The following is a 13,605-nucleotide window of genomic DNA, read 5'->3' as shown; positions in this document are numbered from 1 at the left end:
CCCGGTCAGGACCGCGGGTCGCGGCTCGCCTCCACCGCCTGCTCGGTGGCGTCGCACACCACCACCGGACGCGGGTCGACGTTGTGCAGTTCGAACACCGGGAGGTAACGCCCCGAATCCGGGCGGCGCACCGTGAGCCGCACCCGTTGGTGCCGCATCAGGTACAGGGCGGCGCCGATACCGCTCACCAGGGAGATCACGCCCCCGATCACGAGCGGGGCACGCGGGTCGAGGACGTCGGCCAGCCATCCCAGGACCGGACTGCCGAGCGGGGTGCCGCCGAGGAAACAGAGCATGTAGATGCCCATCACCCGGCCGCGCATCTCGGACGGCACCGACATCTGCAGGATGTTCATGGCCGCGGTCGTGAACGTCAGGGTGAGCGCGCCGGTGGGGACGAGCATGATCGCCACGAGCGCGTAGGTCGGCATCAGACCGACGAGGATCTCGAAGGCGCCGAACCCGGCCGCCGCCCCGAGGAACGTGCGCAGACGCGGCGGTGTCCTGCGTTTCGCGGCGATCGTGGCGCCGGCGAGAGTGCCCACCGCCAGGGTCGTCGACAGCAGCCCGTACGCGTCCGCGCCGCGCTCGAACGTGTTGCGGGCGAGAACGGCGAGACTGATCGGGAAGTTCAGTCCGAACGTCGACACCATGAACACGGCGACCATCAGCACCCGGAGATCGGCGCGGCCCCACACGTACCGGAAACCCTCGCGCACCTGCCCTTTTCCGCGTTCCGCCTGGGGTGCCGTGAACAGTTCCCGGACATTCATCATGAGCAGGGCGATCAGCACCCCGGTGAACGTGCCCACGTTGAGCAGGAACACCCATCCCGTCCCGATGAGGGTGATGAGCACACCGGAGATCGCCGGGCCGATGATGCGCGCGGTGTTGAACGTCATGGAGTTCAACGCGATGGCATTGGGCAGAGACTCCTTGCCGACCATCTCGATCGTGAACGACTGACGGGCCGGCGCGTCGACCGCGGACGCGCACCCGAGCACGAATGCGATGAGGTAGACGTGCCACATGGCCACCAGTCCGCCGACGTCGAGCAGTCCCAGCACCAGCGCGCACAACGCCATCGACACCTGGGTCGCGATCAGGATCCGCCGCTTGTCGTACCGGTCGGCGAGCACGCCACCCCACACGGACAGGAACAGGGTCGGACCGAACTGCAGGGCCATCACGATGCCCACCGCGAGCGCGTTGCCGTTCGACAGGGTCAGGACGAGCCAGTCCTGCGCCACCCGCTGCATCCACGTTCCGACGAGGGAGACGATCTGCCCCGATGCCCACAACCGGTAGTTCCGGGTGCGGAGAGCGGCGAACATGCCGGTCTTCGGCTGGGCTGGGGCAGGGGTCTCGGATTCGGGCGGCACCCTTCCATCTTGCTCCCGGTCCCGGCACGGCACCGACCGGCCCTGCGCGTGCGTCGGCGGTACGATCGGTTCGGGCGCCGGTTACGTTCTCCGACAGAGAGTTTCCTTCGCTACCGCGCGAGCGCCGGTGACCGGGCAGCCGAATGCCGTTGCACTACTGGGGAGCTGCCGTTCGGCTGCGCCAGGACTACTCCGAGTCGGCGACGATGGAGGTGATGATCCCGACCGCGTCGCGGAGCGTCTCGAGTTGGGACTCGTCGAGCCCGGACAGCCGCTCGTTCATCCACGCCTCGCGGGCGTGCGTCTCGTCGGCGATCAGCGCGTGACCGGCATCGGAGAGTGTGACGATGATCTGCCGGCCGTCGGTGGGATGCGGCGCCCGCTCGACCAGCCCCAGTTCGACCAGCGAGGCGATGACCCGGGTCATCGACGGCGGCTGGACCTTCTCCCGAGCCGCGAGATTGCCCGGCGTCATGGCGCCGTCGCGGGCGAGGGTGGCCAGTGCCGACAGCTGGGTCAGCGATACCTGGGCGTCGACTCGGCGCCCACGCAGGTGACGCGTGAGGCGCACGACAGCCAGGGAGAGGTCGCTGGCGAGTGCTCGCGTATCCGTGGTCACGGGAATGACAATACGGGACCGATCGGCCGCCGTTTACGTTACTGCGTCGGTGATCGGTTCGACGGCGAAGTAGGCCACGAACAGGATCGCGACCACCCACATCAACGGGTGAATCTTCTTGATACCACCGCTCGCAGCATTGAGCACGACCCACGACACGAATCCGACGCCGATGCCGTTGGCGATCGAGTACGTGAACGGCATGACGGCGATCGTGAGGAACGCCGGCAGTGCGATCGAGAACCGGGTGAAGTCGATGTCGCGAACCTGGCCGATCATCATCGCGCCCACCACGACGAGGGCCGGCGCGGCCGCCTCGATGGGCACCACCGAGTACAGCGGAGTCAGGAACATCGCGGCCAGGAACAGCAGTCCCGTCACCACATTCGCGAGTCCGGTACGGGCCCCCTCGGCGATACCCGAAGCGGATTCCACGAAGACGGTGTTGGACGACGCCGACGCACCGCCACCGACGATGGCACCGGTGCCCTCGACGACGAGTGCGCGTCCGACGTTGGGCAGGTTGCCGTCCTCGTCGGTGAGTCCGGCCTCCTTGCCGAGCCCGGTCATGGTGCCCATGGCGTCGAAGAAATTGGCGAGCACGAGCGTGAACACCAGCAGGCTGGCCGCGAGTACGCCGATGCGGGTGAAGGCCCCGAAGATGCTGACGTCGCCGACGAGGCTGAGGTCCGGAAGTTCCACCAGCACATCGGGAGCTGTGGGAACGCTGAGGTTCCACCCGTGCGGGTTCACCCCCAGCGACGGTCCGACGCCGGCGACGGCCTCGATGATCGCAGCCAGCACGGTGGTGACGACGATGCCGATCAGCAGTCCGCCGCGCACCTTGCGCACCACCAGGACACCCATCAGCAGTACGCCGAACACGAACGTCACGGTCGGCCAGGAGGAGATCGATCCGTTGATACCCAGGCCCACGGGGACGGTGGTGCCCGCGGCGTCCGGGATGCGCCGCACGAACCCGGCATCGACGAGGCCGATGAACGCGATGAACATGCCGATACCGGCGGCGATGGCGGATTTGAGCTCGGCCGGAATGGCATTGAAGACAGCCGTCCGGAAACCGGTGAGCGCCAACACGACGATGATGATGCCGTCGATCACCACGAGACCCATCGCCTCGGGCCAGGTGACCTGAGGTGCGATCGTGACGGCGAGGAGGCTGTTGATTCCGAGGCCCGCCGCGATCGCGAAGGGATAGTTGGCGACGATGCCGAACACGATGCTCATCAGCCCGGCCACCAGGGCTGTGACGGCGGCCACCTCGTTGACGGGGAGGATGTTGCCGAGGACGTCGGTCTTCGCGACGGCGTCCTCGGCGGAGAAACTGCCGAGGATCAGCGGGTTGAGGACCACGATGTACGCCATCGCGACGAAGGTCACGACGCCGCCGCGGATTTCCGTGCCTACCGTCGAACCACGCTCGGTGATCTTGAAATAGTTGTCGAGCAGTTTCGGAGCACCCATAGTTCTCAATCCCCATCGCCATCGTTCGCGCGTCGCCCTTGGAGATTAGGGCACCGCGGCGAGGGTAGCGTTCGTTTGGTGAACCCTGCCGCAGACCGTCCCCCGCTCGCCCGGCGCCTGGCCGACCCACGACCTGCGCTGATACTGGGAACCCTGGCGTGGGCGGTCGCGATGGTCGTGGTGATCGTCACGGGCGACCGGTGGTCGGATGCGCTGCCGACGTGTATAGCGGGGGTCGTCGTCGGATTCCTCGGGTACGGATTGTTCGCAGCGCAGCGCCGGGCGGCGCGGCGCGGCAGTCGCGGGGCACAGCAGGGACTGCTCTAGTGGTGCAGCAGGGACTGCTCTAGCTCGAGGTTGCCGCGTGGCGGGGCAGGGTGCGGGTCAGCAGGATCCAGAAGGCCGCCCACAGGAAGCCGAATGCCCACCCGGCGAGGACGTCGGTCATCCAGTGCGCCGCGAGGTAGACGCGCGAGAGCCCGACCGCCAGTGTGTACAGGATCAGCAGGACGAGCATCGCGATTCGCGGCCGCCGCACCAGCACGATCCGGAGGGTCACGGCGACGAGCACGGTCGCGAGGATCGCCGTCATCATCGCGTGCCCCGACGGGAACGAGAACGACGAGATCTCGACGAGCCGATCCGGGAGCGGGGGCCGCTGCCTCTCGAACAGATTCTTGAGCGTCGTCATCGCGGCCAGTCCCGACAGCATCGCTCCGGCCACGAGCACGGCTTCGCGGCGGCGGCCCTGCAGCAGCAGGGTGATCGTCAGGACGATCGACACGATCCAGGCCGCGACCGTTCCCCCGCTGTTGGTGACGACGGTGACGACGTCGATCAACCACGGTGTGCGATCTTCGACCGCGCTGTCGAGGATGCTCTGGTCAATCGACACCGGCGGCGCCCCACGTGCCGTCGGCCCACGACTCGGAGCAGTGGGTGGCCCCGGTGTCGTCCACCCACCACGGGACCGCGATTTCCGTGTCCACGCCTCCGGTGAGTTTCACCGTGAGCCGGTGATGGACGACGACGGGTCCGTGCGGCAGTTCCCGGCCGAGGGTTGCGAAAGCGAGGACGGCGGCGGGCTCGCGATCCCACGAGGAATCGCGGCCGGAGCTGGTCACGGCGCCGCGGATGGCGGTGGAGGCGACGGCGACGTCCAGCAGATCGGCGAGCGCGGCGGCGGTGCCCAGGTGCCCGACCACCAGACGGTCGCGCGGCACGGCGGCGGCGAGCCACGGCGCGTCCAGCACCAGGGCGTCGCCGGGGTCGACGAGGGCGCCGGTGACGCCGCGCACGTAGTCGGGCAGGCGGAGCTCCTCGAGGTCGAGGAGGTGCGCGGCGGCGGCGAGCAGGCTGTGGGCCCGCGCGATCACCGCCGGTGTCGGGTGGCGCTCGGGGTCGGCCAGTCGGTCCAGCAGCAGCTGGGCGAGTTCGGGTGAGTCGACCGTCGCCGGCGCCAGTGCCGCCGCGAACGCGGAGGATTCCGGGTGGTCGACCGGGTCGAGCAGTCCGGCGAAGGTCTCGTCCTCGGGGTCGCGGAGCAGGCCCAGCACCTGACCGTCGATCTCGGCGTTGTGGCGCAGCCACCAAGCGGTGTACCCGGCGCGGTCGGCGAGCAGCGCACGAGTCGACGGGTCCAGCGCGAGCATGGTCAGCGCCTCCGGCCAGCGTTCCTCGTCGACGAGGTCCAGGTCACGCACGGCCCCGATCTCCTCGGGGTCGTCGTCGAGCGTGTCCCACCAGAGGTCTTCGTCGTCGAGGTCCTGATCGGGGCCGGTGGGAAGTTCCGCGCGCAGCACGGTGAAGCCCCAGCCCACGCCCACCGCCCGGAGGGCGTCCTCTCCCACCCGCTCGGCGAACGACGCGTCCACGCTCGCGAACGGCGAGTCGTCCACGAGGATGCCGGCGAGAGGCGCACCGGGCAACAGCAATTCGTCCGCGCCACGCAACTCCCCTTCGATGTCCGGGAGCGGCAGCTGCCCGAGCCAGGACGGCAGGGTGCCGGGGTCGGCACGCCCGGCGAGTGCGAGCACCGCGGTCGACAGTTCCTCGGCCGCCGCGACGTCGTCGGGGTCGAGGTCCTCGATCTCGGCGCGCAGCGCCGGATCGGACAGGAGGTCGACGGCCGTGGCGGTCTTCGCGCCGAGCCTCGACAACAGGGGATGCGTCGCGTCCGGGTGGACGAGCCTCGTCCAGTCGACCCCCAGGACACCGTCGATGTCGTGGCCCAGCAACACCGTTCGCGGACCGGTGACCGTGCGCCCGTCGGACAGCGGAACCGGGATCGACGCCAACTCCTCGGCGGCGAGGGCGTCCACGGCCAGGGGCTCGAGCGCTGCGTACAGGCGCCGCCACCAGGACGGGTCACGGTCGGTGCCGCTGAGAAGTTCGGTGAGGCGGGCGAGACCGAGGCGGTGTGCGTCGACCGCCGCCAGCGCAGGCGCCCAGCGCGGACCGGACAGATCGGGGACGACGAGGCCGTCGACGATGTCCGCGAGGAGTTCGGCGAGTTCGTCGGTCAGGCCGGGGACCACCGACGCCCGATTGGGCGCCCTGTCCTTGTCGTCGACGGTCGGCAGCCAGGGCTGCTCCCGGAGTTCGGCGACGAGATGGTCGCGCAACGCGGAGTCCACCTCGCTGCGGGCGAAGGCGGGGACGGGGACCAGCGACAGTCGCTGGTCGGGCGGCAGTGTGGCCACGAAGTCGGCGTAGCCGGACGCCGGCTCGGCGATCGACGCGCCGGGCAGGATGCGCCTGCGGTCGGGCTGCATCGCGACGTCCGCGACCAGGATCGCGGGGATCGACAGTTCCTCGTCCGACCGCGTCGGGGCCCGCAGCACGTCCTCGCTCACCGGGGCGACGACGCCGTCGCGGACCGGAACGAGCCAGCGGGCGCGGCCGGACTCGTACTGCCACCATCGGTCGTCGCCGATCGCGACCTCGGTCGCCCCCGAATCGAGCGGCCGCTCGCGACGGCGGAACTGCTTGTCGCCCACGGTGATCGAGACGAGCGCCGGCAGTTCGAGCAACAGGTCGGGGGCCTCGCGGCCCATGTAGGCCAGCAGCGATTCGGCGTCGATGTCCTCGCGCAGCGTCAGCACGACTTCCGACGCCGCACCGGCGGCCGGGCGGGTCTCGGTGGGCCACGCGAGCCGGAGGACCGGCACACCTCCGCCGGGGTCGGCGCCGTCGAGATCCTGCAGCGCAGCCCTGGTGCGCTCGGCGGAGAACAGCACCGAACCGGACGTCGACCGCAGCTCGATCTCGTCGGCCACCGACAGCACCGCCGTGAACCCGACGCCGTAGCGGCCGACGGTCGTGCCGGACTTGTTCGACGCCCGCAACGCGACCAGCGCCTGGACCCCCGGCTCGTCCAGCGGCGTACCCGTGTTGGCCACGCGCAGAACACGTCCGTCGAGATGCACGGACAGCTCGCCGGGCACCTCGGCGCGGGCGGCGGCGTCGGCGGCGTTCTGTGCCAGTTCGGTGAGGAGCCGGTCGCGGTAGCCGGCGCGGGCCAGGTCCGATTCGGCCGCGGCATCCTCGCGCAGGCGCGTCGGCGACGTACGCCACGCGAGGAGAGTCGATTCCCTCAGCGCGGCGGTGCCGAACGGATCGGCTAGCTGGTCGATGCGGATTCCTCGGCCGCAGCGGCCTCGACAGCAGCATCGGCCGGAGGCACTGCCGGGGTTTCACTCTCGCCCCGAGCCTTCTCGACCATCTCGACGGCACCGTCGTCGTACGCGTCGAACTGCGGCGAACCCGCACCCGACGGCAACAGCGTGTCGGAGTGGGCCCCGCACCCGTAGGTGGCGTCGACCACGTGCCCGTCGGCGGCCATCTCGTTGCCGCACACACCGAACGACGCGTGCAGCGAGCCGGCGAGCGGCAGGTAGAAGCCGCACAACCCGCACGTCGACGGCGCGGCCTTGGCCATCTCGGAGTCGGGGCCGTAATCGCCGTCGTGCCAGCGCTGGGCCGCATCCACGCGACCTTCGAGACTCATCACCTGCTTGCGCCCCAGCCCGAGTTCGAGGGCGACCTCGTCGATCTCGGGGTCACCGGTCGCCACGTAACCGGGGACGAGGCGGGGGTCACCGGCAGGCGGGGCCAGCAGGTCGCCCGCGGACAGGTCGCCGGGGCGAATGCGCTGATCCCACGGAATCCAGTCGGGGGCGACCAGCGCGTCGGGTCCCGGCAGGAGGGCGAGTTCGCTGACGGTGGCATGGTCCGATTCGGGATCGGCGGCCACCACCACCGCCCACTGCCAGCCGCGATAACCCGGAAGGTCCGCAACGAAACGGTGAGTCGCGGCGCACGCGTCCTCGGACGTGACGCCCAGATAGTCGCCGACTCCCCCTTCCTGCAGTTCGACCAGTGCAGTTCGGGCGAGCTCGACGGCGTCGGTCAGTACGGGACGCGCCACTGCGCGCTCGTCGGAAGAAGCAACACTCACACCACCAGTTTGCCGCACCACCGCAAGTGCTTGCCCACCTGGGCTGTCATGCTGGTCCGATGACCGGCCGGAGACGCCTTCTCCCAGCCCTGCTCGCGGTGTCCTGGATGGTCGCCGGCTGCTCCTCGCAGAGTCCGGCGGCGGCCGGCGCGGACCTTCACGTGGAGATACTCCGGACCCTCGACCACGACCCGAATGCGTTCACCCAGGGACTCGAAATCGACGGCACCGAGCTGCTCGAGAGCACCGGCAGGTCAGGCGAGTCCTGGGTGCAGGCCACCGACGTCACCGGCGGCGGCGTCCGCGCCCGGGCGGAACTGCCGCCGCCCCTGTTCGGGGAGGGCATCACGGTGAGCGGCGACACCGTCTGGCAGCTGACGTGGCGTGACGGCGTGGCCGTCGCCCGGGATCGCGCGACCCTCACCGAACAGCGGCGAGTTCCGTTCGACGGCGAGGGCTGGGGAATCTGCGCGTTGCCCGGCGCCCTCGTCACGAGCGACGGCTCCCCTACGCTCACGTTCCGCGACCCGGTGACGTTCGAACCCCGCCGCACCGTGCAGGCGGTCCGGGACGGAAACCCGGTGGCCCGCCTCAACGAACTCGAGTGCGCGGACGACGGCGCGATCTACGCGAACGTCTGGACCACCGACACCCTCGTCCGCATCGATCCCGCGGACGGCCGCGTCACCGCCGAGATCGACGCCTCGGCGCTTCGCGATGCGCTCTCGCCCGGCCCGCGGGCGGTCGACGTCCTCAACGGGATCGCCCAGATCCCGGGGACCGACCGCTTCCTCGTCACCGGAAAGTACTGGCCGCGCATGTTCGAAGTGCGGTTCGTTCGTTGACAGGCCGGTGTGACCAGCATTGGCCGGGGTTGCTGTGGTCGCATGTCTCCCGACTAGGACAGAATTAGGGAGTGACCGGACCGCGCGAACCCCACGAGCCTGACGGCGGTCGGGCTCCCGACGAGAATTCCGGGCCCCCCGTCCATCCGGGCTACGACAAATATCCGCCCGCGGCCCGCTCGGGGGGTAGGCGCACGCCGCTCCCTCCCCTCCACCCCGTCGGGGGCGGGCAGCGTCCCCGCTCCGACGAGGAGCGGCCGGACGCCCCCAAGGCGCCGCCGATGCCCCGCAAGCTCACCGTCACCCGGGTGGCGGCGATGCGCAGCCGGGAACTCACCAACAAGGGCATCGCGACGTTCCACCGCGCAGCCAAGGCGGACGGTGCCGACAAGTCGGGGCTCACCGCGCTCACCTACGCCGTGATGGCCAACAACGCGACCGACGCCGCCATCGCCGTCGCCCTGGCGAACACCCTGTTCTTCTCGGCGGCGACGGGCGAGGACAAGACGAAGGTCGCGCTGTACCTGCTGATCACCATCGCCCCGTTCGCCGTCATCGCACCGCTGATCGGTCCGATGCTCGACCGCCTCCAGCACGGCCGTCGCGTCGCGCTGGCCACGTCGTTCGGCCTCCGGACCATCCTGGCGATCGTCCTCGTCTTCAACTTCGACAGCTGGGTGCTGTATCCGGCCGCGCTCGGGATGATGGTGCTCAGCAAATCGTTCTCGGTGCTCAAGAGTGCGGTCACGCCACGGGTGCTGCCACCGGAGATCGACCTCGTGCGCGTCAACTCCCGCCTCACCGTGTTCGGACTGCTCGGCGGAACCATCGGTGCCGGCGCCCTCGCGGGCGGTCTCGCCATGGCCACCGGATCCGTCGGAGCGCTGTGGCTGGCGGCCGTCATCACCGCCCTCGGCGCCTACCTCAGCATGCGGATCCCGTCGTGGGTCGAGGTCACCGAGGGCGAGGTCCCCGCAACGCTCACCTACCACGGCGACGAGCACCCAACCGAGGTCATCGGCCGCACCCGGGTGCTGCAGCCCGAAGCGCCTGCCACCCCGAAGACCGGTAAACGACGGCAGCCGCTGGGTCGCGCGGTCATCACCGGATTGTGGGGCAACAGCACCATCCGCGTGCTCACCGGATTCCTCACGCTGTACATCGCGTTCGTCGCGAAGTCGAAGACCGACCACGAGCCGCTGGTGCAAGCCGCGATGCTCGGACTGGTCGGCGCCGCCGCCGGCATCGGCAACTTCGCAGGCAACGCCGCCGGAGCCCGGATCAAACTCGGCCGTCCCGCCCTCATCGTGCTGCGCTGCACGGGTGCCGTGTGGATCATCGCCGTCCTCGCCGCCATCACCGACAATCTCCTCACCGCCGCCCTGGCCACTCTCGTCGCGTCCGCCGCCAGCGCCCTGGCCAAGGTGTCGCTGGACGCGTCGCTGCAGCACGACCTCCCCGAGGAGTCCATCGCGTCCGGTTTCGGCAGATCCGAGACGGTTCTGCAGCTGAGCTGGGTCGTGGGCGGCGCGCTGGGCGTGCTGCTGCCCACCGAATACTGGATCGGGTTCTCCGTGGTCTCCGCCGTCATGACCATCGGGCTCGCCCAGACCGTGCTCACGTACCGCGGCAGCACCCTTCTGCCCGGACTCGGCGGAAAACGCCCCGACCTGGCCGAACAAGAAGTGACCGAGCACCACTCGACCCACCGGGTCGACCGATCGACAGGAAATGTGACGTAAGTGAGAATGCAGGCGCGAACCAAGAAGATCCTGGCAGTGATCGTGGTGGGCCTGATGGTGGTCCTGGTGGCCTTCGTCGGCGTCCTGTACGCGCTCGTCCGCAACTCCTCGCCCCGCCTGCCCGAGATCACCGCCTTCGCGCACAACCGGACCCAGCAGGTGCCCCCGCTGGCGTACTGCAACCTGTACCTCGAGGACTGCACCACCGGCGAGATCGCCGAACTCGACGTGCCCCCCGGCTCCCCCCTGCAGCTGTCGTTGCCGCAGGAGATCGTCGACGCACCGTGGCGCATGGTCGTCGTCTATCAGGACGCGTCGGGCCAGGTCGTCGTGCAGCAGCAGGCTCACCGCGCCGGTGAGACCCGCGCCGTGACGGTGCCGTCGTCGGAGGATCTGCAGCTGGCCGGCATCGAGATCCAGCTGCCGTCCGCGGTCGTCGACGAGCAAGGGCTCACGCAGGCGCGGGCCGCCTGGTCGATCAAGACCGCCTGAGCCGACAGCAGCCCACACGAAAGGGCCCCCGCAGCAGTTTCAGTGCGCGGGGGCCCTCGTCGTCGGAAGTCGGATCAGCTGTCGAGTTCGCGCGCGACCGCGCGGACCACCTCGGAGATGCGCTGAGCCGTCTTGCGGTCCGGGTACTTGCCCTTGCGCAGGTCGGGTTGGACCTTCGCCTCGAGCAGCGTGATCATGTCCTCGACCATGCCGTGGAGTTCGTCCGGCGTGTGCTTCTTGGCCGACGGCTCCTTGCGCCCACCGTTCTGGCGCAGCGACGGCGCCGGGTCGAGCACCTTCAGGCTCAGAGCCTGTGGTCCGCGTCGACCGGCGGCCATGCCGAACTCGACGCGCTGACCGGCCTTGAGGCCCTCGACGCCCTCAGGAAGAGCGGACGAACGCACATAGACGTCCTCCCCCTCCTCCTGCGACAGAAAGCCGAAGCCCTTTTCGACGTCGTACCATTTCACCTTGCCGGTCGGCACCGCGTTCACCCGCTCATCACTTGGAGTGCAGTTGGTTGCACTTGGTATGCAAAACAGCGCGCCCCACCTCTGGTGCGGGACGCGCAGTGCCTACAGTCTACCTTGCAGCGACCCCCTCCAGCATCCGGGTTTCCAGGCACTATCGTTGCTGGTGTGGCCCACGAATCGACTCCTTCGAGCACTCCTCACACACCCCGGGGGCGCGACGGACTCCTCCGCGTCGCACTCGCCCTCTTCGCGATCGGTTTCGTCGCGATCGTGGCGATCTTCCTGACCCCGGTGCTTTCCGATTCCCGACCCGGCCTCGTTCTCTATCTCATCGCCCTGGCGTGCCCGATCGGATTCCTCCTCGGAATCGGTGCGGCACTGCGGCAGGGCAGACGCTCCCGCTGACCCACCCGACCACCGACCGATGGGACGATCATGAGAATTCTGCTCAACATCATCTGGCTGATCTTCGGCGGTCTGTGGCTGGCGCTGGGGTACTTCGTCGCCGGAATCCTCTGCTGCATCCTGATCATCACGATCCCGTTCGGCATCGCGTCGTTCCGGGTGGGCGTGTACGCGCTGTGGCCGTTCGGGAAGACGGTGGTCGACAAGCCGACGGCCGGTGTCGCCTCGCTGATCGGCAACGTGATCTGGTTCATCATCGCAGGTCTGTGGCTCGCGATCGGCCACGTCGTGACCGCGATCGCCATGGCGATCACGATCATCGGGATCCCGCTCGCGGTCGCGAATCTCAAAATGATTCCCATCTCGCTCATGCCCCTCGGTAAGGACATCGTCGACGCTCCATAACGCTGTGAGCTTCCTCACATAACGGCCGGGTAACAGAAGGGCAACAGCTCGGGGATACGCGTGTCTGGCCCCCGCTAGCTGGGAAGAGTCCCTGCGCGTCGAATGCGGGCTCGCAACAGGCGAAGACACACCGCGTTATCAAATGGTGACACTGCGGCCTCAGACCGTTACCGTCGTCACCGGCCGAGGAAACATCGGTCACATCCGGCCCGCCGCGCCAAGCCTCGTCCCGCGGGTACCGGAGTCCCGACGAAGCATTCCAGGGACGAGGACGGGGGACCCAAAAGTCCTCCAGGGAACGCAAGTTCCCGGAAGGACACCGGTCCGAACGTGCCTCGCGCACTCGGATCTTGGGGTGAAGCCAGACCCTCTCCAGCCAGGAGAGGCGAGGCCGGGCGACCTCTCAGCCCGAACCCGACAGCTGACCTCGCAGGCGCGTGTGGAGAGGATCTCGACAACTATGAGCGGACGCCATCGCAAGCCCACCAACACCGGCCGCACCGTCGCCAAGGTCGCCGTCACCGGCGCCATCATGGGCGTCGCCGGAGCAGCCTTCTCGGGCACCGCGAACGCGGCACCCGACTCCGACTGGGACCGCCTCGCGCAGTGCGAGTCCGGCGGAAACTGGGGCATCAACACCGGAAACGGCTTCCAGGGTGGACTTCAGTTCTCCCCGAGCACCTGGAACGCACACGGTGGAACCCAGTACGCGGCCACCGCCAACCAGGCCACGCGTGAACAGCAGATCGTCGTCGCCGAGAAGGTCCTCGACTCCCAGGGCTGGGGCGCATGGCCCTCCTGCTCCTCGAGCCTCGGCCTGAGCAGCGCCCCCACCCAGCGCACCGCCCCCGCCGTCGTGCCCGAGACCCCCGCGGCACCGGCACTCCCCGACCTCACGGGCGGCGTCCCCAGCACCAACGGCACCCCGCAGTACGCCGGTGTCGTCGACAGCGCGATCGAGGCCGCCAAGGCCCAGGGCATCGCGATCGACCCCCAGATCCTGCAGCTCATCGACGCCAACAAGGGACTGCTCCCGCACTGATCCCCGCAGCTCACAGAAGAGGGGCCCTGCACCGATCCGGTGCAGGGCCCCTCTTCTGTCGCTGGTTCAGCGGTTGATCACCGTGTGCGGATGCGCGTACGGCAACGACTCCGCAGGCAGCGGAAACTCGGTGTCCTCGCCGAACGGGGAGAGACCGCCCGCGCGGGTCGACGACAGTTCGGTCACGGCGTGATCTCCATCGGCGGTTTCGGGCCACCCTGGATCCACGTACTGCTTCTTCGAATTGTTAGCCACG

16 protein-coding genes and 1 riboswitch are annotated in these 13,605 nt (G+C 69.1%); of the genes, 8 read left to right on the top strand and 8 right to left on the bottom strand.

The window, feature by feature from the left end:
- Window positions 1-5: 5 nt before the first annotated feature.
- The 3 genes from H0B43_RS24885 to H0B43_RS24875 form a co-directional block, all read right to left on the bottom strand.
- Window positions 6-1,334 (bottom strand): MFS transporter, encoded by a 1,329-nt coding sequence (locus tag H0B43_RS24885; RefSeq protein ID WP_185729805.1) that lies wholly within the window; start codon window positions 1,332-1,334, stop codon window positions 6-8.
- A gap of 235 nt (window positions 1,335-1,569) precedes the next feature.
- A complete protein-coding gene (locus H0B43_RS24880; protein ID WP_185725509.1) occupies window positions 1,570-2,001 on the bottom strand; it encodes a MarR family winged helix-turn-helix transcriptional regulator in 432 nt (143 codons plus the stop codon).
- A gap of 33 nt (window positions 2,002-2,034) precedes the next feature.
- The gene (locus tag H0B43_RS24875) at window positions 2,035-3,486 is read right to left on the bottom strand and encodes an NCS2 family permease (protein WP_185725510.1); all 1,452 of its coding nucleotides are present in this window, start codon (window positions 3,484-3,486) and stop codon (window positions 2,035-2,037) included.
- Between the two features lie 78 nt (window positions 3,487-3,564).
- On the opposite strand from H0B43_RS24875, the gene H0B43_RS24870 reads away from it, so the two are divergent.
- A complete protein-coding gene (locus H0B43_RS24870; RefSeq protein WP_185725511.1) occupies window positions 3,565-3,813 on the top strand; it encodes a DUF2530 domain-containing protein in 249 nt (82 codons plus the stop codon).
- A gap of 19 nt (window positions 3,814-3,832) precedes the next feature.
- On the opposite strand, the gene H0B43_RS24865 is transcribed toward H0B43_RS24870, so the two are convergent.
- Complete coding sequence (locus tag H0B43_RS24865) at window positions 3,833-4,381, bottom strand: phosphatase PAP2 family protein (protein WP_185725512.1); 549 nt, start codon at window positions 4,379-4,381, stop codon at window positions 3,833-3,835.
- On the bottom strand, window positions 4,371-6,932 hold the full coding sequence (locus H0B43_RS24860) for an ATP-binding protein (RefSeq protein WP_185725513.1): 2,562 nt from the start codon (window positions 6,930-6,932) through the stop codon (window positions 4,371-4,373). The genes H0B43_RS24865 and H0B43_RS24860 overlap by 11 nt, the downstream gene beginning before the upstream one ends.
- On the opposite strand from H0B43_RS24860, the gene H0B43_RS24855 reads away from it, so the two are divergent.
- A complete protein-coding gene (locus H0B43_RS24855; RefSeq protein ID WP_185725514.1) occupies window positions 6,909-7,112 on the top strand; it encodes a hypothetical protein in 204 nt (67 codons plus the stop codon). The two genes, H0B43_RS24860 and H0B43_RS24855, sit on opposite strands and share 24 nt — an antisense overlap.
- Here the strand turns inward: H0B43_RS24855 and H0B43_RS24850 are convergent.
- The gene (locus H0B43_RS24850) at window positions 7,109-7,966 is read right to left on the bottom strand and encodes a DUF3027 domain-containing protein (RefSeq protein ID WP_185725515.1); all 858 of its coding nucleotides are present in this window, start codon (window positions 7,964-7,966) and stop codon (window positions 7,109-7,111) included. The two genes, H0B43_RS24855 and H0B43_RS24850, sit on opposite strands and share 4 nt — an antisense overlap.
- A 38-nt stretch (window positions 7,967-8,004) precedes the next feature.
- On the opposite strand from H0B43_RS24850, the gene H0B43_RS24845 reads away from it, so the two are divergent.
- From H0B43_RS24845 to H0B43_RS24835, 3 genes are all read left to right on the top strand, one after another.
- Window positions 8,005-8,790, top strand: a complete 786-nt coding sequence (locus H0B43_RS24845; protein ID WP_185725516.1) for a glutaminyl-peptide cyclotransferase — start codon at window positions 8,005-8,007, stop codon at window positions 8,788-8,790.
- 71 nt (window positions 8,791-8,861) lie between these two features.
- Entirely contained in the window at window positions 8,862-10,532 is a 1,671-nt protein-coding gene (locus H0B43_RS24840) for an MFS transporter (protein WP_185725517.1), read from the top strand.
- A 6-nt stretch (window positions 10,533-10,538) separates the two neighbouring features.
- On the top strand, window positions 10,539-11,024 hold the full coding sequence (locus H0B43_RS24835) for a DUF2771 domain-containing protein (protein ID WP_185729806.1): 486 nt from the start codon (window positions 10,539-10,541) through the stop codon (window positions 11,022-11,024).
- A gap of 74 nt (window positions 11,025-11,098) precedes the next feature.
- Here the strand turns inward: H0B43_RS24835 and H0B43_RS24830 are convergent, their stop codons facing one another.
- Window positions 11,099-11,509: a cold-shock protein gene (locus H0B43_RS24830; RefSeq protein ID WP_185729807.1), complete on the bottom strand. Its 411-nt coding sequence runs from the start codon at window positions 11,507-11,509 to the stop codon at window positions 11,099-11,101.
- A gap of 153 nt (window positions 11,510-11,662) precedes the next feature.
- Here H0B43_RS24830 and H0B43_RS24825 point away from each other — a divergent pair, with 153 nt between their 5' ends.
- The 3 genes from H0B43_RS24825 (at window position 11,663) to H0B43_RS24815 (ending at window position 13,349) form a co-directional block, all read left to right on the top strand.
- Window positions 11,663-11,902: a hypothetical protein gene (locus H0B43_RS24825; RefSeq protein WP_185725518.1), complete on the top strand. Its 240-nt coding sequence runs from the start codon at window positions 11,663-11,665 to the stop codon at window positions 11,900-11,902.
- Window positions 11,903-11,932: 30 nt separating this feature from the next.
- A complete protein-coding gene (locus H0B43_RS24820) occupies window positions 11,933-12,307 on the top strand; it encodes a YccF domain-containing protein (protein ID WP_185725519.1) in 375 nt (124 codons plus the stop codon).
- Window positions 12,308-12,544: 237 nt separating this feature from the next.
- A riboswitch (cyclic di-AMP (ydaO/yuaA leader) is annotated at window positions 12,545-12,759 on the top strand.
- 8 nt (window positions 12,760-12,767) lie between these two features.
- The gene (locus H0B43_RS24815) at window positions 12,768-13,349 is read left to right on the top strand and encodes a transglycosylase family protein (protein ID WP_185725520.1); all 582 of its coding nucleotides are present in this window, start codon (window positions 12,768-12,770) and stop codon (window positions 13,347-13,349) included.
- A gap of 66 nt (window positions 13,350-13,415) precedes the next feature.
- Here H0B43_RS24815 and H0B43_RS24810 read toward each other — a convergent pair whose 3' ends face one another.
- Entirely contained in the window at window positions 13,416-13,604 is a 189-nt protein-coding gene (locus tag H0B43_RS24810) for a hypothetical protein (RefSeq protein ID WP_015888783.1), read from the bottom strand.
- Between the last annotated feature and the right edge of the window lies 1 nt (window position 13,605).

It is taken from the genome of Rhodococcus sp. 4CII (genome assembly GCF_014256275.1).
Classification (GTDB): domain Bacteria; phylum Actinomycetota; class Actinomycetes; order Mycobacteriales; family Mycobacteriaceae; genus Rhodococcus_F; species Rhodococcus_F wratislaviensis_A.
The sequence above is the reverse complement of the archived record's forward strand: the minus strand, read 5'-3'. Positions and strand labels throughout refer to the sequence as shown.

What these genes read in the sequence shown, in the direction of transcription:
- H0B43_RS24885 (WP_185729805.1), bottom strand. Translation starts at nt 1,334, where the DNA reads ATGTTCGCCGCTCTCCGCACCCGGAACTACCGGTTGTGGGCATCGGGG.
- H0B43_RS24875 (WP_185725510.1), bottom strand. Translation starts at nt 3,486, where the DNA reads ATGGGTGCTCCGAAACTGCTCGACAACTATTTCAAGATCACCGAGCGT.
- H0B43_RS24855 (WP_185725514.1), top strand. Translation starts at nt 6,909, where the DNA reads ATGCACGGACAGCTCGCCGGGCACCTCGGCGCGGGCGGCGGCGTCGGC.
- H0B43_RS24845 (WP_185725516.1), top strand. Translation starts at nt 8,005, where the DNA reads ATGACCGGCCGGAGACGCCTTCTCCCAGCCCTGCTCGCGGTGTCCTGG.
- H0B43_RS24835 (WP_185729806.1), top strand. Translation starts at nt 10,539, where the DNA reads ATGCAGGCGCGAACCAAGAAGATCCTGGCAGTGATCGTGGTGGGCCTG.
- H0B43_RS24820 (WP_185725519.1), top strand. Translation starts at nt 11,933, where the DNA reads ATGAGAATTCTGCTCAACATCATCTGGCTGATCTTCGGCGGTCTGTGG.
- H0B43_RS24815 (WP_185725520.1), top strand. Translation starts at nt 12,768, where the DNA reads ATGAGCGGACGCCATCGCAAGCCCACCAACACCGGCCGCACCGTCGCC.